Raw genomic sequence first — 15,210 nt, 5'->3', positions numbered from 1 at the left:
GGGCACGGGCGGGTTGGGTGCAGGCTGTGCGGTGCCTGAGTCACTTCCCGGCTGTACGGGCCAGCTCGATCACGTTGCCCGGCCCGGTGTCGTCCCGGTTGTCGGGAACGGTGTCCGGGTCACTGGTGCCGCTGGCCGGGGTGGGTGGGTCGGGGGTGGGGTGGTCGTCGGCGTGCCTGGTGTGCAGCGCGAGGTTGCGGGCTTCGCGCACGGCTTTCTCGCACCAGGACCGGCGGTAGCCGGTGCGCTTCATCAGCGTCGGGTAGTCCGGCGTCCAGCGGCGGTCGCCAGACTCCATCGCGGCGTGGATCTCGGCCACCAGTTCGGCCACTACCTGGTCCCGATAGGCCAGCGTGCCCGTACCGGCCGCACCTGTACGGGCATCCTGTCGGGTTTCCGTACGGGGGTCCGTACGGGCCCAGTCCGTACGGGGTGATGCCGGGGCCGTACGGGCGTGCGTACGGCCCTTGCCCGTACGGGTCTCAGTGACTTCGGCAGGGGCAGCGGGTAGCGCCGGTGCGGCACCGGCTGCGTTCGGCGTGAGGGCCGGTGCCCAGGGGGTGGCCGGGGTGAGGTCGGCCAGCGCGGGTGCGTGATACAGCGCGGCGATCTGGTCCAGCAGTGCCGCACGGCGGTCGGGGTCACCGGCCAGGCCAGCGTGTTCCACCGCACCGTCCATCGCCCTGTCCAGCCGAGCCATGGCACGCTTGAGCGTCCGCGGCTTGGTGTCGCCGGCGGCGCGCAGGCGGCGGACGCGGTGGGCGGCGCGGGCCAGCCGGGTCAGGCGGCGGTGCACCTCCACATCGCTGGCGGTGCGGTCAGTGGCCTCGGCCAGGCCGAGCCGAACCAGCACCCGTTCGAGGGTGATCCGATAGCTGATCCGGCGTGTCTTGCCGGTACGGCGGCGATCCACAGCCAGGCCACGTTCCCACAGCCAGGCGGCAACGATCGGGGCCGCGAACCGCAGCAGGCCGGCGCGCAGCGAACCGGCGTCGGTGGCCGACAGCACCGCCGACAGGCCGGTGATGGCCCACACCGCGGCGCCATCCACCCCGGCCGAGCGGCCCTCACGCACGTTGCGGCGAGCACGCACGGCCGAGGTGACCATGGCCAACTCCAGGAACGCAAACAGCCAGATCCGCAGCGGCCCCGAGGCGTCCAGCACATCGCCGAAGAACTTCCACATGCCCCACATGGCCACCCCGGTGGCGGTCAGCGCGGCAATCGGCGTCAGCACCTCATCGGCAGCCCGTCCGCGTACCACTCGCCACAGGACGAGCCCGAGCCCGGCCAGCACGGCCACAGCCGTCACAGCGCCGGCCACCGCGGGGACGGGATGCGAGGCCACGAAGGCAAACAGTCTGGTGGCATCCATCAGCACAGTCCTTTGCATGACAGACCAGCCCGCCCCGACCAGAGCTCTTGAGAGAGTCGATCGAGGCGGGCCGGTGAACAGGGGAAGGAAGGGTCAGGGCCGCCGGGTTCCGGCCAGCATGCTGAACGTGGCGACGGCGGCCAGGACCGCCAGCAGCAGAACCGCGGGCGGGTGCATGGCGGTCAAATGCGTGCACGCCAGCCAGACGGCGCCGGCGGCGATGCCGGTCAGAATCAGCACGTCGATCAGGGCCAGGTGGGCCCACCAGCGGGCCGACATCAGCGCGGCCCGCCGATCCGCTCACTCATCGACGCGGGCCGAGGCGGGGTGGGGGTCAGTGCGGTCAGCGGCAGCCAGACCGCGCTACCGCCGGACATCAGCGGGGTGCCGTCGTAGATGAGCGCCCAGGGAATCTGGCACGCCGGGTCGGTGTACCAGGCGAGCACGGCCAGTGGGCTGGCACCCGCGTTGGGTTCGGTGTGCCACACCGTGGCGCCGGGGGCGTACCAGCGGCGCGTGATGCGCCACTGCCACACCTGCCAGGGGTGCGGCCTGGACATCTCGTACCGGCCAGCCAGCCAGCCGGTGGCGATGCTGGCCAGTCCCCCGGCGCCGACCACGGCCAGCGCCACCAGGGCGACAACGGCCAGGGCGCGGGCGGGGATGGTCACCAGGACCGGTCCGGCCAGCGCGGCACCGATCAGGGCGAACACCGTCGCGAACGCGGCGCGGGTGCGGCGGTCGGTCCGGTCGCGCCGTTGCAGCGCGGCCAGGTCCGCGGCTCCTACGGTGTCCCGGTCGGCGGGGGCGGATGAGTGGGAGGTCAGGGGAGGGGACATGGCGGCTCCTTGCCACGAGCGAGAAGGGGGAAGAACGGCGACCTTCGGTCGCGGTGAAGGTCTGGCGTTCTGTCCCGCCCCGGACAACGGGTTCCGGGGCGAGGCAGAGCGTCAGGCGGCGGACGCCTCGGCGTCGGCCGGCGGGTAGGCCAGCGCCCACAGGTCGGGGACGGGCAGCAGGCCAAAGCGCCGCACCAAGGCGGCCAGGGTGCGGGCGGTGTCGTACGACACGCCCAACCGGCGCGCCATCTCGGTCTGGTGGTGACCGGCGGCCAGGATCCGGGCCGCGGCCAGCAGCCGTTCGGTCGCGGTCAGCGCCACCCGCCGGGTGCCGGCGGCGGCGATCTCGACCGCGATCGGGTCCACGATCCCGTCCTCAGGCAGCACCCACGGCGCCGGCATCCCGTCGCCCTGGCTGGCCACGGTCGGGGGCGGGTTCGGAGCGGAAGCGGTCACAGCGGTGTCCTTTCACAGCAGGTCAGCAAGGGTTTAAATGGAGGAACCGACAGGGCTGAGTTAGGCGGCGTCCAGTTCCCAGGGGTCTGCGCAGTCCAGGCAGCAGCCCAGGCGGCGACGCAGCACGTAGCCGCGATCGAGTCCGCAGCGCGGGCAGGTCCGGCGGGCTTTGAGGGCTTTGGCGAGTGCGGCACGCTGTGCCGGAGTGGGGGTGCGTTTGGGCAAGGCCAGGCGCCGGTCGTACAGGTAGGCCACTCCGAGCCCGCGCCGCCGATACCAGAGCACTTGGGCGGCTACGTCCTGGCCGCCGGGGCGGAGCCCTTCGGCGGCCAGTTGGCGGCGGGTGGCCAGGTGCGGCGGCGCCATTCGCCACGGGTAGGTGGGGATGCCGTACCGGTCGCCGCGTGGGTCCCAGAATCGGGCGGGGCTACGGCGTGCCATCGGCGGGGTGCCGGGCCGGATTCCAGCGGTGCCCGCACCCGCACCGGTGCCGCCCATCCGGCAGCACCCGCACACTGCGGACCGAACCACAGTTGGAGCATCCGGCCGCAACTTCGGCGGCCGTGGCAGCCGACGCACCGGGCTGGCCGGTGAGGTCAGGACGCGGGCCGGCCGCACCGACCGGCAACATCGTCGGGTTCGTCATCGCGCACAGCGCTCCCTTCTCCCCGGCATGCGGGGACATCGGATGACGAAGGGTCCGGGCGTCTGGCACCGGGTGAGACGGCCCCGCCCCGCCCACTGCGACAGGGGCGGGGCGGAGCCGTCCGGACTCGATGTCAGCCCCGGCCGAGGGGCGGGCCGGCCGCTCTAGGCGGCCAGCCCGGCACCGGCCTCGGGGATCAGGTCGTTCAAGGTCCCGGCCGGCAGTGTCCGGCCAGGCCCGGCGGTCACCTGGGCAACCGAGAACCGCCACCACTCCCCGCCCCGGTGCCGGGCTGCCACAAACGCACGCACCAGGGGCACGCACGCATGCGCACTGTCGCGGTCGGGGAACGGGCCAAGGGCCAGCGCCGATTCGGCCATCCGGGCACTGGTCCGCACCGAGACGTAAAACCCGGCCGCCGTCTCGGCCGGCTCGGTCCGTGCGGACAGGGTGGGGACGATCGACGCAGAGGGGGCAGGGAGGCTGCGCATGGGCAAGGGGTCCCTTCAGGGCGAACCCCTGCAACGCCTCAAGGCCCGCCCCATTCAGCCGGGGTCGGGCCTGGACGGTCGCAGGGCGGTGGGTACCGCGGGCGCGGCTATTTGTTGGAGTCGGACGGGCGGGTGTCGGCGTCACCAGGAGTGGGCGGGGTGCTCACGTCGGCTTCCAGGTAGAGCGAGACCAGACGCGAGTTGCCGCGGCGCGGGTAGGGCCGGGAGGTCTCCAAGACCGCCACCACCGCCGCGATGCGGTCAGCGGCGTCCTGGACCTCGGCAGGCAGGCCGGTCAGCCGGATCTTCACCATCCGGTCAGGTCACCTGCACGTTGCGTTCGTAGGATCGACGGGCCTCCAGGAGCTCGACCTCCGCGTCCCGCAGCCGCGAGAAGCTGTAGGTCATCCCGGCCAGTGCGAACTCGATGCACTGGGCGTACTCGGTGACCTGGTGGTCGAACTCGATACCCGCCGCGGTCAGTACAGTGGCGGCCCGCTCGATCGCCTCGAACGCCTCGGCCTCGGTGCCACCCAGCGCAAACGAGACCCACTGGTGGGGGCAGTGCGGAATCTCCGGCTGGCGCTCCAGCAGGTCGGCCAGCATCCGCAGACCGGCGATGTACCCGGCCCGTGTACGGTCCCGCTCGGCAATCAGCATGAACGGGCTCCTTTCTTTCAGAGGGATGAACAGAACAAGCAGCGCCCCGGCCAGGTCCGGCCGAGGCGCTGTAAGAAGCGGGTGGGGGGAAGGTGCTGAGGATCAGCGGGCGGCGGCCAGCCGATGCACCGGCTTTGCCGCCGGCGGCTTGGGCCGCGGGATCACCCGGGTCCGGCGACGCTGGCCAGCTTCCCGGGACGCCTCGGCTAGCCGGGCCCGCCACTCCTCATAGCTCAGATCAACCTTGACCCGCTGGCCGCTGCCCGGACACCACGGCGCCGGCGGCCGGAATTCAGCCGGCCAGGCATCGGCGCCCGGCACGTTCGGGCCACGATGCGGGGTGATCATGCTGCGCTTGATCGAACGCCACACCCCGCACTCGGGGCACCCGACCAAGGTGCAACCACCACGGTCGGACAGGCTGAGCAGGTTCGGAGCGAGCTTGCTGGCGAGGATGACCGGGCGGCCGTTGGATCGCATGGGGGGCGAGTCCTCCAGATCGAGACTGTGACCTTGCGTTCTCTGCCCCGCACGGAGGACGGCCCAGACCGAATGTGTCCAGACCCGCCGTGCGGGACAGGCAGCGCAAGCGCTACAGACCTTCTTCGGCATCGCGCGATCCGCGCCGGTCCAGGGACGAACGTCAACCCGTACACACGAGGGCGACAGCCACCGATGCCATGTCCAGTTGTGATGAATGGGCCTCACCTGTGTGGATCGACCGCTCGACCGCAGCGTATACGTAACTACGTATACGCACAACCCCTTGGTATACGATGATGCGTATACGCAGGTGAAGCACCCCGCAGAGCGTCTGAAGGGATCACGCAGTGGCAGAACCGGCCTACGTCCGTATCGCAGGCGAGTACGCCCGACGCATCCGCGGTGGGGAGCTCCCACCCGGCATGCAGCTACCGAGCTACACCGAGATCGCGCAGCAGAACGGCGTGTCGGACATCGTGGTTCGGAAGGCCCTCGAACTCCTCCAGAGTCAGGGGCTTGTTCGATCCGTACGGCGGCGAGGGGTCTTCGTCGCCGACCGCCCCAACCTCGTTCGCGTGTCCCCCGAACGCCAGATGGAGACTGCCGAGCGCTCGTTTCAGAACGAGTCGGATCAACAGATCCAAGTAGAACGTGAGACCGAGCAGATCCCCGCCACCAGCGAACTCGCAGAGGCTCTCGGCACCCCAGAAGGGGAGGAGATCAACCATGTCATCACCCGAGCGACGGAGGATGGTAGGCCAATCTCGATCTCGGACACCTACCATCCGCTAGACGTCACCGACATTTCGGGGGCCGCCTTCCTGGAAGAGACGATCTCCGACCAACTACCGACAGCGACGCATGCCGACTGGCTGAGGACAACGCCCGGCGATCTCGTCAAGACGGTTCACCAGCGGTTTGTCTCCGCTGACAAGCGAATCATCATGATTTCCGACGTGTCGTATCCGCGAGATCGCTACGACGCTTTCGTGTTCCGCATGGCCCTCAAGTAGAGGCACGACAAAAAAGGGGGCGCCGACTCGGTCGGCGCCCCCTTTGTCTTGCGGCCCTCAGCTACGGACCCAGCCCTGCGCAACGTCCGCTTCTGTCCACCACGAAACGAAGTGCGTATCTACGGAGTCCAGTCTCCAGCGAGCGGACAGGGCGTCAAAGAAGGCATCGTTTCCTGTCTTGCCGCCTTTCGGCTCCCCGATGTAGATGAGTCGCTCCCCGCCGGCGTCTTCGAACAAGGTGAGCGCCTCTGACGACATCGTGTCTCCCCAACCAGGCGGCCAGCAGAGGAACAGCGTGTAGTCCGCTGGCCGGGCACGACTCGCGAACTCAGTCAGATCCCCAACGGGATGCCAGACGTCTGTCTGGCCAGCCGCTCCGGGAAACGAGGTGTTCTTGGTCTTGTCCGGCGGCTCCGAGTCGTACGCCTCAACAGTCAGCCCTGAGTGAGCCAACTGTGCCGCCCAGTAGCCCCGTCCCGCTCCGAGTTCCACGATCGGGAGATCCCCACAGAAGCCCGCCATCCATTCGATGGTTTGTGGGGCGGGGATCGCGTACGCGTAGGTTGCCTGCAAGAGCATCTGCGCAAAGGCGAGTCGTGCGCTTCCTTCCGATCGGCCTCCATTCACCACTCGGCGGCCGTCGTGCTCGGCCACGAACGGTTCAACGATCTCCCAGTACGGGTTCGAGTCCACGGCGTTGCCGCCGGTCATGTAGTGCACGAACCGCAGGTCGAACTGTGCGTCGGCTTGATCGTCACCGGTTCCCGCCAGCCGTGCCGCCATGTCCAGGTACTCGGCCACCTTGGGATACTCGGACTGAAGCCTCTGCTCATCCTGCAGCAGCGCAGTGATCTCGTCCCATCGGCTTGATGTCATGGTCAGCTTGGCCATGCTGCGAGTTTCCCGCACTCGACACGTCCAAGCCACCACCATCAGCACTGGCTCACTACCGGGGGGCCGGGTGTCGCCAGCCGCCTCCAGCGCGCCGAACACCACCGACGGCGCCGCAACCACCCGCCGCCTCGCGACCAGCCCCAGCCGCAGCATCGTCCCTGTCTCCGGCGGACTTCCCGGTCTCGGCCGTCGCAGGCAGGCACCGGAGCCATGTGCGAACTTTCTGAACGTTCCTCAAGGGCCACCGCTCCGCGCTGTCAGGCGGCTGGCCGAACCAGGGCATGCGGCCCCTCCAAGCCCGGTCCCCACTCCGGCTGTCCGCCTAAGACGAAGCTCCCTCATGCCGTCGAGAGCCATTACTCTGAGCCCCGCGAGCGGACTGTCGGCCGCGGGCTAACGAACCATCGGCCGAAGACCGGTAGGCCCTCTTATGTGACCGGCTGAGGAGCACTCAACATGCCGGGGCCCGAACCCGGGGGCCCGAGTCCGTCGACGGGGACAGCTCCGTTGAGCTAAGTTCAGCCTCATGGGCAGAGTGAACCGTGGCGTGTCTGCAATCGACCTGTTTTGTGGTGTAGGTGGCCTATCTCATGGCCTGCAGCAAGCTGGCGTCAAGGTGGTAGCCGGCTTCGACATAGATCCGCGCTGCAAGTATCCGTTTGAGACAAATATCGATGCGGCCTTCTTGGAGCAAGACGTACGTACGGTCACGAAGGATCAACTGAATCGACTCTGGGAGCCGGGCTCGGCACGGCTTCTAGCTGGCTGTGCCCCATGCCAGCCATTTTCCCCATATCGACGAGGGCAAGATACATCACAGGAAGAGCAATGGTCCCTGCTAGAGGAATTCGGCCGTCTAGTTCAGGAGACCCTTCCGGACCTAGTCACCATGGAAAATGTTCCTAGAATTGTAAGCTCTACAGTATTCAAAGCATTCGTAGACACACTTAAAGACAGTGGATACGAGGTCTCCTTCAAATCTTGCTATGGACCCGAATATGGCCTTCCACAGCATCGCCGAAGGCTGGTACTAATCGCCAGTCTACATGGGCTGATTAAAGTTCCTGATGGGGAGTACCGGGAAGACTCGTTCATGACCGTCCGCGATGTCATTTTTGCGCTGCCCGAAATAGCGAGCGGCGGCGCTGACGAAGCTGATCCACTTCACAAGAGTCGATCGCTCAGCGAAATCAACCTCCACCGGATCCGAGCCTCCCGCCCTGGCGGCACATGGAGGGACTGGCCGGAGGAGCTGCGAGCCCCTTGCCACCGGCGGGCGTCAGGAGCTACGTTCAAGAATGTTTACGCACGCATGGAATGGGACAAACCGGCACCAACCATAACGACCATGGCATATAACTTCGGCACTGGCAGATTCGGGCACCCTGAACAGGATCGTGCGATTAGCCTTAGAGAAGCTGCCATCCTTCAAGGGTTTCCGCCCTCATATCGCTTTGTTAAACCAGGGTCGCCGATCGAGTTCACTCCCATCGGGCGACTGATAGGAAATGCTGTGCCGCCCGCGATCGCAGCTGCGGTCGGCAAGGCGATTCTTACCCGACTCAATGAAAGTGAGACCCAGGGGGCTGTCTAGTGTCGACTCAACCAAAATTCAAGATGACCGTCGACATGTCGGTGCTCGAATCCCTTGGCATAAATCTTTACAGTAACGCTGCTGCGGTGCTGTCCGAACTTGTGGCCAACGCGTGGGATGCGGACGCCACAGAGGTATCAATAAGCTGGAAGCAGAATGGCGAAACGATAGTAATCTCGGATAATGGCCGAGGGATGACTGTCGATGACCTCAATAGCAGGTTCCTCAAGGTGGGATACAAAAAGCGCGCTATCGAGGGGAGCTCGTCGCCAAAGTGGGAGCGTCCTTACATGGGCCGAAAAGGCATTGGGAAGCTCTCAGTATTCTCTGTAGCCAACCGAGTGTCGGTTTATTCAGTCACCGAGACTTCACAGTCCGGCCTAGAAATCGAGGTCGAGGCTCTCCGTCGCGCCATTACAGCTAATGTAGCCTACCAGCCAGAAGAAATCGACGTGCCGCAAGAATTTCAGAGCGGCGGCACGACAATCGTGCTAGAGAATCTACGAAGCAAGCGCGCCGACCTGACAGCCAATGCTCTGAGGAAGCGCCTAGCTCGCCGATTTGATGTACTCGACCAGCGACCTGCCAGCGAGGGCGGATTCGCTATTTTGATCAATGGCAAGCGCATCACATATGCCGATCGTCAAGAACTGAAGAAGCTTGAGTTTATCTGGGAGTTCGGCCGCCGGACCCTCGACGATAGCGTCCTTCCAGCCGGCATCGAACGTTTCGTTTTGGCAAACGACGTTGTCGACGCCGCAAATAATTGGCGGATCAAGGGGTGGATCGGAACCGCCAAACGGCCCACAGACCTTACTGACGATGAAGATGCAGGTTCACTAAAGAACATCATCATCCTCGCGAGGAAGCGGCCCATCCAAGAAGGCATCATCGAGAAACTGGACTTCAGTCGCCTATTTGGTAATTATGTCACTGGCCAAATAGAGGCCGATTTCCTTGATCTGGACGATGGCTATGAGGATATAGCTACGAGTGATCGGCAACGCCTGATAGAAGATGATCCCAGAGTGACTGTACTCCAGCGCTTCCTGCGTGAGCGCTTCCTGGAAGCGTCGCAGCAGTGGGCTGATGCGCGCCCCAAGAAGGAAGCCGAGGACGCAATCGCCAAGTATCCAAAGGTGCGCGAATGGATCGACTCGCGTCCTGGATGGCAAAGGCCGCCAGCCGAGAAGATGATCGGCACTATCGCAGGCTTGGAGCTGGAGGGTGATTCCGCTCGACAGAATCGCATGGATCTCTTTCGGGCAGGAATTTTGGCCTTTGAGCGAGTTGGCCTGCGCCAGGTCATAGAGGACCTCGACAGTCTGGGCTCGCTTACTGCGGTGGATCTACTTCCCGTATTGGCCAGCCAAGAAACGTATGAGGCTGCACTATGGGTCGACATTCTTCGATCCAGGGTCGAGGCTATCAGTAAATTTAAGGAAATCACGTCTAATGACGAAAAGGAAAAGGTCCTACAGGCGCACCTCTTCAAGAACCTATGGATGCTGGACGCCTCTTGGGAGCGCGCTACCCAAAGTAAGCGCATGGAGGAAGACCTCAGAGAAATAGCTCCCGGCGTCTTCTCCCTCGACGACGCGGGGAAGGAGCGCACTGGACGCATTGATATTCGCTACGCCACCACCGGCGGTAAGCATATCATTGTTGAACTAAAGAGATACTCCGTCGATATCGACATATCCAAGCTGATGGAGCAGGGTAGAAAGTATGCTGTTGCCCTGCGTGACGTGCTAAATAAGAGTGGCCAGTTGGCGTATTCTGAACTCATCGAGGTGGTCTTTGTGCTTGGGTCCAAGCCTAAAGCCAGAGACAGAGGCCTCATGGAGGAGAATGAGTACATCAAGAATCAATTGGCATCGATTAATGGGCGCTATGTCCTGTATGATCAACTGATCTCTAATGCAAAGAATCAGTACAGCGAGTATCTAGACGCCAGCGATAAGGCGAAGAGCCTCGATGACCTCCTGGCCTCGCTTGACGGCGATTCAGTGGGCGGCTGAGTGCCCCGAAATTGCTGGCCTAGCTTGGCAGTACGGCATTCATCTTGTCGCCTCGGCACTCAGCCGTGGACCGGAGGCACACCCGCGTGAATCTGCTAACTCTGTGCGCCGGGCCTCCTAAATTCTAGCTGCTGCCGCTGTACGTAACGTTCGGCATCCTGGCACATGGAGCGAAGGTGCGGCCAAATCGGCGCTTGCTGATGTCGGTCACGATGTTCCAGGAAAGGCTGTGCGGCGGTGATTATTCGCGCCAGAGGCATGGCCCATAGTTCAAGAACATCCGCCCTGCGCACATAGCGTCTATGATAGTAGATCCCCAATAGATTGAGTGAAGCAAGCGTGTTGTTGATTAGTACATGCTCTTCGAACGAGAGATCGTCAATGGAACGCTGCTGCTCGGCCATTTCGTAGATGAGTCGCCGCCCGACTTGCTTGTCTCTTGTGAGGAACTCGTCGTGAAGGCGCATCAAGATATCGCGCTTATTTACCCATCGACTGTGAAAGAACACTAGAAGGCTAAAAGTAAGGGCAATAATCGATATGCCAATACTCACTACTATCCGCACCTTTCAGGGTCACTGACAAGTCGATACCGAGCGGATTTAGGCACTAGGTAAGATGTGAATAGTGTCTCATCGGTTCCCCGGAGGGGGAAGGTGTCCGTTACTGGACTGTGGTTGCCAGATGTGCCTAGGCTGATAGTCGTGATTGGTGTGACTGCCGAAGTAAATGACGGCTGTATTGACAGTGGTGATTTCGTGATAGGCAGCGTCTACAAAGTCAGCCGTTACACACGAACCTGTCAATCGTAGGATCAGGCCGCCAGCTTCGAAACAGCGGATCATCGCGCGGGACGCGTCATATGAGATCGTCTCCAGACGCAGGTGGGGAGGTTGAGATGCCCGGCTCATCTCTGACGGCCCCAAAGCGGTTGTGGACGCGGGCGCAGGTTATGGCGAAGGGATGCCCGGTCCCCGCGGTTCCCGGAGTTTACGGATGGCACTTCACTGCGGCTCCCAGCAGCGAGCTGTCGGCCAACCAACTGCTGTACGTCGGCATCTCGCCGCGGAGGATGCCTCAGCGGCCGAGTTCTCAGCACCTCCGGAAGCGCATCCGCTACCACTACCGAGGCAACGCGTACGGGTCCACGCTCCGTCTCACGCTCGGGTGCCTGCTGGGGCTGGAACTGCGCCGGGTAGGCAGCGGGGCGCGACTGACCTTTACCCAGCAGGGTGAGGCTGCCCTTACGGAGTGGATGCATGAACACGCCCAGGTCTGCTGGATCGAGCATCCCGAGCCCTGGATGGTCGAGTCGGTGCTGCTGGCAGAGCTCGATCTGCCGCTGAACCTAGATCAGAACCGGCACAACGCCTTCCACGCTCGGCTCACGGCACTGCGTGCCCAGGCTCGCCAGCGAGCACGTGAATTGCCCATCGCCCGCTGAGAACGGGCCGCGATGCGCCAGGCGGTGGGAGCGAAGGTGGGAGCGGAGGGCTTCCGGCGAGATGCGTCCAGGCGCGGCGAAGCACGGTGCCGAGCCATGACGATCCCCACTCTGACGTGGCCGTACGGGTGTTAACAGGCTGGCACGATCTGGGTGATCCCCTGTTGTGGTCCAAGATGTCGGGGGTTCAAGTCCCCTCACTCACCCCAGCGCAAAGGGCCTGGTCATCACAGATGACCAGGCTTTTTCGATCTTCTGCGGCACCTCCTGGCGTTGCCACCTGTATGAGCGGCGCAGGCTGGCGCCCCCGCGGCCCCGCGGCCCCGCGGCCGCAAGGGAAGACCGTCGCTCAGCGAGACTCGTCGAGCGGCATCGATGAGTTGAGGGCGTCGAGCCGGTCTGTATCTCTGACAGGGAGGAGAATTCCATGTTCAGAACGACCAAGGCGTTCAGCGGCTTCTCGGTGAACGATCTCGACGCGGCGAAGAAGTTCTACGGCGAGATCCTGGGCGTGAACGTGACAGAAGAGCCGCCCGGCCTCACGCTCAACATCGCAGGCGATCGTCCGATCATCGTGTACCCGAAGCCCGACCACACTCCGGCGACGTTCACCATCCTCAACTTCCCCGTCGAGGACATCGATTCGGCTGTGGACGAGCTGACGAAGCGCGGTGTGGAGTTCCTGCGGTACGAGGGCATGAACCAGGATGAGCGCGGCATCCTCCGCGGCGAGGGCCCGCCGATCGCCTGGTTCACCGATCCGGCCGGGAACGTCCTTTCCGTCCTCCAGGTATAACTCGTCGGACGCAGACACCACGTCAAGGCGCCGCTGCGAAGGCGCATCGCCTGGCAGCGGCGTCACCGTGGTACGCGGCGGGTGTGACGTACCTGGTCGCGGTTGGTTATCGCTTGCCAGAATGGCGCGAGGGCGCGGTGTGACGATCGCCCACCGAACTTCACGCCGCGCCGGAGAGCACCGCATATCCGAGCGTGAGATGCCATCGTGCGGGCCGACTCGGAAGGCGGTTGACGGCCTTCGAGTTTGGTGTGCACGTCACCTGATGGACTCGCTGGGAGTCCCAGCGGGTGTGTTAGTGGCTGCGGGGGCGTCCCGCGGGCTCGTCGCCTCACTCTTCGGGGGTCTTGGCCTGCCTCAGGAAGCTGAGCATGTCGATGGTGCGCCAGGCTTCGACGATCTTGCCGTCCTCGAACCTGTCGATGGTGATTCCCTTGAGCGTGACCCGGCGCCCGTCGTGGGTCATGGCGGCGGTCCAGCGTGTGGCCACCCGGTCCGCCTCCGCGATCTGGTCCTCGACGGTGATCCTCAGGTCGGGGTACGCGGCGCGGTTCGTGGCGATCGACTTCTTCATGCCGGCCAGCCCATGAGAGCCGTTCGGGTCGTACGGATCGTGATGGATCACGTCCGGGGCGACGATGGCATCGAGCCGGTCGAGCTCTCCGCTGCCCCAGACTTCGAACGCGACGAGCGCGGCGGCCTTGTTCTGATCAGACACGATTCCACTCTGCCCGCCGTGGGCGTCCGGAGCGACCCATACGGGCCGAACGAGTCGTACTGGTAACGGACAGAACGTTCCTCCCAGACCGACAGTCGCATCTATCCCGCTGGCCCCGTCCATCGACTAAGCTCGTTGGCTCCCGATGATCGGCCGGTTATGCTCCGTCCTTATACATGGCAATGGCACCCCCAGGTCAAACCGCCGGAGGCGGGATGAGTGTCGACGAAACGGTCCCCCTGCGCGTGATGGTGGTGGACGGCAATCCGCACGCTCGCGCCGATGTCGTCTCACTTCTGTCCGATAGCGAAGAACTCGAAGTGATCGCTGAGGCCGGTGACGGCTCCGACGCGGTCGGATTGGCCGAACGGCTGCGCCCCGACATCGTTCTGCTCGACGCCGATGCCGCCCGTACCGGCCACGCCACTCCTCTCAGCCGCAGCGCCCGCGTGTTCGTGCTGGCCTCGGCCGAGGACCAGGGCACTGTCGAGGTCGCGATCCGCGGCGGCGCATGCGGCCATCTGGTCCCGGGCTCGTTCACCGTACGAGATCTGATCCGCAGCGTCCGCGACGCGAGCCGCGTCAGTCTCGGCTTGTCGGCCCGTGAAGCCGAGGTCATGGATCTCATCGCCAGCGGCCGTTCGAACGGCGAGATCGCGCGCCAACTCTTCCTCAGCGAAAAAACTGTCAAAAACCACGTCAACCGCATCTACGCCAAACTCGGCGTCAGCTCCCGAGCCACCGCCATAGCTCTCTGGCGCGGCATGATGAGCGTCCTCCCCGCGAAAGACTGATCGCTCCCAATCCAGCTTCCCCGCCTCACACACTCTCTATTCCGGGCACCGCCCGGCCGATGAATTCCGCATCGGCACACTCAGGCGCACGCCTCCCCACAATCCCTACGCTCACGAGCGTCCCCGCGCGGCCGGTGGTGTTGTCGCCGTCGGACAGCAGCACGATGTGGGCGGGCGGCGGGTCGTTGGTGGCGTGTGCGTCGAAGGACCGGATGCCCACACGCCAGTCCGTGCTGGCCCCTCCGCACGCGTCTTCCCCAGGCCCCAAGGTCACGGGTCCCCCCCAATACATCGTTCGCGGCGCCCGGGGTGCTGGCCTCCACCCACACGCAACTGCCCGTGCGCAGCACCCGCCTGCTGTCCGCACGCGCGCAACTCTGGGCGGTGTGCGTGGCGTCTACATTGCCCGTACGCCAAGGCAGTCGCGCAATCGCATGAGCCCGTCGCGCATGCGGGTCTTGACCGTGCCCAGCGGGACCTTGAGCAGTTCGGCGACCTCGCGGTAGGTGTGACCGCCGTAGTAGGCCAGCGTTACGGATTCGCGCTGGATGCCTGTGAGCCCCTCCAGACAGCGACGTACGCGTTCCCGTTCGAGCCGGTCCACGACCTGTTCGGCCACCTCGTCATGAGGAATCTCGATCGCACCTTGTGCCGCGCGTTCCTCCCGTTCAGCCGCCGCCTGAGCGGACCGTACGCGATCAACGGCGCGCCGGTGCGCGATCGTCGTGATCCAGGCCATCGCACCGCCGCGTGCGGGGTCGAACCGTGGTGCGGCACGCCACACCTCCACCAGGACTTCCTGTGCCACCTCCTCTGACTGTGCCGGATCGCGAACGACCCGGCGGATCAGCCCGTAGACGACGCCGGCCACCTCGTCGTAGAGCTCCTCGAAGGCGGCCGCATCGTTGCGCGCCACGCTGAGGAGCAGTGCGTCCAGGTCAGCCGGAGACCAGGGGGCCGCCGCGGGCCGGCTACGTCCCCACATC

The 15,210-nt window shown here is 64.8% G+C and carries 19 protein-coding genes; 6 read left to right on the top strand and 13 right to left on the bottom strand.

The window, feature by feature from the left end:
- Positions 1 to 40 precede the first annotated feature (40 nt).
- From F8566_RS19700 to F8566_RS19660, 9 genes are all read right to left on the bottom strand, one after another.
- Positions 41 to 1,375: a hypothetical protein gene (locus F8566_RS19700; RefSeq protein WP_151561908.1), complete on the bottom strand. Its 1,335-nt coding sequence runs from the start codon at positions 1,373 to 1,375 to the stop codon at positions 41 to 43.
- A 93-nt stretch (positions 1,376 to 1,468) separates the two neighbouring features.
- Positions 1,469 to 1,654, bottom strand: a complete 186-nt coding sequence (locus F8566_RS19695; protein ID WP_151561906.1) for a hypothetical protein — start codon at positions 1,652 to 1,654, stop codon at positions 1,469 to 1,471.
- The gene (locus F8566_RS19690) at positions 1,654 to 2,214 is read right to left on the bottom strand and encodes a hypothetical protein (RefSeq protein ID WP_151561904.1); all 561 of its coding nucleotides are present in this window, start codon (positions 2,212 to 2,214) and stop codon (positions 1,654 to 1,656) included. The genes F8566_RS19695 and F8566_RS19690 overlap by 1 nt, the downstream gene beginning before the upstream one ends.
- Positions 2,215 to 2,325: 111 nt before the next feature.
- The gene (locus F8566_RS19685; RefSeq protein WP_151561902.1) at positions 2,326 to 2,670 is read right to left on the bottom strand and encodes a hypothetical protein; all 345 of its coding nucleotides are present in this window, start codon (positions 2,668 to 2,670) and stop codon (positions 2,326 to 2,328) included.
- A 60-nt stretch (positions 2,671 to 2,730) separates the two neighbouring features.
- Complete coding sequence (locus F8566_RS19680; RefSeq protein WP_225993340.1) at positions 2,731 to 3,168, bottom strand: RRQRL motif-containing zinc-binding protein; 438 nt, start codon at positions 3,166 to 3,168, stop codon at positions 2,731 to 2,733.
- 312 nt (positions 3,169 to 3,480) lie between these two features.
- Positions 3,481 to 3,807 carry a hypothetical protein gene (locus F8566_RS19675; protein WP_151561900.1) on the bottom strand — a complete coding sequence of 109 codons (327 nt, stop codon included), beginning with the start codon at positions 3,805 to 3,807 and terminating at the stop codon, positions 3,481 to 3,483.
- A 107-nt stretch (positions 3,808 to 3,914) separates the two neighbouring features.
- The gene (locus tag F8566_RS19670; protein WP_151561898.1) at positions 3,915 to 4,121 is read right to left on the bottom strand and encodes a hypothetical protein; all 207 of its coding nucleotides are present in this window, start codon (positions 4,119 to 4,121) and stop codon (positions 3,915 to 3,917) included.
- A gap of 4 nt (positions 4,122 to 4,125) precedes the next feature.
- Positions 4,126 to 4,467 (bottom strand): hypothetical protein, encoded by a 342-nt coding sequence (locus F8566_RS19665; RefSeq protein ID WP_151561896.1) that lies wholly within the window; start codon positions 4,465 to 4,467, stop codon positions 4,126 to 4,128.
- A gap of 102 nt (positions 4,468 to 4,569) precedes the next feature.
- A complete protein-coding gene (locus F8566_RS19660; protein WP_151561894.1) occupies positions 4,570 to 4,947 on the bottom strand; it encodes a hypothetical protein in 378 nt (125 codons plus the stop codon).
- Between the two features lie 350 nt (positions 4,948 to 5,297).
- Here F8566_RS19660 and F8566_RS19655 point away from each other — a divergent pair, with 350 nt between their 5' ends.
- Positions 5,298 to 5,963, top strand: a complete 666-nt coding sequence (locus F8566_RS19655) for a GntR family transcriptional regulator (RefSeq protein WP_151561892.1) — start codon at positions 5,298 to 5,300, stop codon at positions 5,961 to 5,963.
- A 57-nt stretch (positions 5,964 to 6,020) separates the two neighbouring features.
- On the opposite strand, the gene F8566_RS19650 is transcribed toward F8566_RS19655, so the two are convergent.
- Positions 6,021 to 7,010: a hypothetical protein gene (locus F8566_RS19650; RefSeq protein ID WP_225993339.1), complete on the bottom strand. Its 990-nt coding sequence runs from the start codon at positions 7,008 to 7,010 to the stop codon at positions 6,021 to 6,023.
- A gap of 373 nt (positions 7,011 to 7,383) precedes the next feature.
- Here F8566_RS19650 and F8566_RS19645 point away from each other — a divergent pair, with 373 nt between their 5' ends.
- Complete coding sequence (locus F8566_RS19645; RefSeq protein ID WP_151561890.1) at positions 7,384 to 8,451, top strand: DNA cytosine methyltransferase; 1,068 nt, start codon at positions 7,384 to 7,386, stop codon at positions 8,449 to 8,451.
- A gap of 23 nt (positions 8,452 to 8,474) precedes the next feature.
- Positions 8,475 to 10,472, top strand: coding sequence for a BbrUII/HgiDII family restriction enzyme (locus F8566_RS19640; RefSeq protein ID WP_151561889.1), 1,998 nt, complete (start codon positions 8,475 to 8,477; stop codon positions 10,470 to 10,472).
- 95 nt (positions 10,473 to 10,567) lie between these two features.
- Here F8566_RS19640 and F8566_RS19635 read toward each other — a convergent pair whose 3' ends face one another.
- A complete protein-coding gene (locus F8566_RS19635; protein WP_151561887.1) occupies positions 10,568 to 11,026 on the bottom strand; it encodes a hypothetical protein in 459 nt (152 codons plus the stop codon).
- A gap of 308 nt (positions 11,027 to 11,334) precedes the next feature.
- Here F8566_RS19635 and F8566_RS53000 point away from each other — a divergent pair, with 308 nt between their 5' ends.
- Together F8566_RS53000 and F8566_RS19625 are read left to right on the top strand one after the other, a co-directional pair.
- Positions 11,335 to 11,916, top strand: coding sequence for a GIY-YIG nuclease family protein (locus F8566_RS53000; RefSeq protein WP_404800321.1), 582 nt, complete (start codon positions 11,335 to 11,337; stop codon positions 11,914 to 11,916).
- A 427-nt stretch (positions 11,917 to 12,343) separates the two neighbouring features.
- Positions 12,344 to 12,712: a VOC family protein gene (locus tag F8566_RS19625; RefSeq protein ID WP_151561883.1), complete on the top strand. Its 369-nt coding sequence runs from the start codon at positions 12,344 to 12,346 to the stop codon at positions 12,710 to 12,712.
- A 331-nt stretch (positions 12,713 to 13,043) separates the two neighbouring features.
- Here F8566_RS19625 and F8566_RS19620 read toward each other — a convergent pair whose 3' ends face one another.
- Positions 13,044 to 13,430: an ester cyclase gene (locus F8566_RS19620; protein WP_192809758.1), complete on the bottom strand. Its 387-nt coding sequence runs from the start codon at positions 13,428 to 13,430 to the stop codon at positions 13,044 to 13,046.
- Positions 13,431 to 13,645: 215 nt separating this feature from the next.
- On the opposite strand from F8566_RS19620, the gene F8566_RS19615 reads away from it, so the two are divergent.
- The gene (locus F8566_RS19615; protein ID WP_151561878.1) at positions 13,646 to 14,224 is read left to right on the top strand and encodes a response regulator transcription factor; all 579 of its coding nucleotides are present in this window, start codon (positions 13,646 to 13,648) and stop codon (positions 14,222 to 14,224) included.
- A 397-nt stretch (positions 14,225 to 14,621) separates the two neighbouring features.
- On the opposite strand, the gene sigK is transcribed toward F8566_RS19615, so the two are convergent.
- Positions 14,622 to 15,209, bottom strand: a complete 588-nt coding sequence (gene sigK / locus F8566_RS19605; protein WP_151561874.1) for an ECF RNA polymerase sigma factor SigK — start codon at positions 15,207 to 15,209, stop codon at positions 14,622 to 14,624.
- Position 15,210: the final 1 nt, after the last annotated feature.

It is taken from the genome of Actinomadura rudentiformis (assembly GCF_008923185.1).
In the GTDB taxonomy this organism is placed as follows: domain Bacteria; phylum Actinomycetota; class Actinomycetes; order Streptosporangiales; family Streptosporangiaceae; genus Spirillospora; species Spirillospora rudentiformis.
The sequence above is the reverse complement of the archived record's forward strand: the minus strand, read 5'-3'. Positions and strand labels throughout refer to the sequence as shown.

Bases quoted from the DNA above. Each gene is read 5' to 3' on its own strand.
- F8566_RS19660 (WP_151561894.1), bottom strand. From the start codon at position 4,947: ATGCGATCCAACGGCCGCCCGGTCATCCTCGCCAGCAAGCTCGCTCCG.
- F8566_RS19700 (WP_151561908.1), bottom strand. From the start codon at position 1,375: ATGGATGCCACCAGACTGTTTGCCTTCGTGGCCTCGCATCCCGTCCCC.
- F8566_RS19690 (WP_151561904.1), bottom strand. From the start codon at position 2,214: ATGTCCCCTCCCCTGACCTCCCACTCATCCGCCCCCGCCGACCGGGAC.
- F8566_RS19670 (WP_151561898.1), bottom strand. From the start codon at position 4,121: ATGGTGAAGATCCGGCTGACCGGCCTGCCTGCCGAGGTCCAGGACGCC.
- F8566_RS19665 (WP_151561896.1), bottom strand. From the start codon at position 4,467: ATGCTGATTGCCGAGCGGGACCGTACACGGGCCGGGTACATCGCCGGT.
- F8566_RS19625 (WP_151561883.1), top strand. From the start codon at position 12,344: ATGTTCAGAACGACCAAGGCGTTCAGCGGCTTCTCGGTGAACGATCTC.
- F8566_RS19640 (WP_151561889.1), top strand. From the start codon at position 8,475: ATGACCGTCGACATGTCGGTGCTCGAATCCCTTGGCATAAATCTTTAC.
- F8566_RS19615 (WP_151561878.1), top strand. From the start codon at position 13,646: ATGAGTGTCGACGAAACGGTCCCCCTGCGCGTGATGGTGGTGGACGGC.
- F8566_RS19675 (WP_151561900.1), bottom strand. From the start codon at position 3,807: ATGCGCAGCCTCCCTGCCCCCTCTGCGTCGATCGTCCCCACCCTGTCC.
- sigK (WP_151561874.1), bottom strand. From the start codon at position 15,209: ATGTGGGGACGTAGCCGGCCCGCGGCGGCCCCCTGGTCTCCGGCTGAC.
- F8566_RS19650 (WP_225993339.1), bottom strand. From the start codon at position 7,010: ATGCTGCGGCTGGGGCTGGTCGCGAGGCGGCGGGTGGTTGCGGCGCCG.
- F8566_RS53000 (WP_404800321.1), top strand. From the start codon at position 11,335: ATGAGATCGTCTCCAGACGCAGGTGGGGAGGTTGAGATGCCCGGCTCA.
- F8566_RS19645 (WP_151561890.1), top strand. From the start codon at position 7,384: ATGGGCAGAGTGAACCGTGGCGTGTCTGCAATCGACCTGTTTTGTGGT.
- F8566_RS19680 (WP_225993340.1), bottom strand. From the start codon at position 3,168: ATGGGCGGCACCGGTGCGGGTGCGGGCACCGCTGGAATCCGGCCCGGC.
- F8566_RS19695 (WP_151561906.1), bottom strand. From the start codon at position 1,654: ATGTCGGCCCGCTGGTGGGCCCACCTGGCCCTGATCGACGTGCTGATT.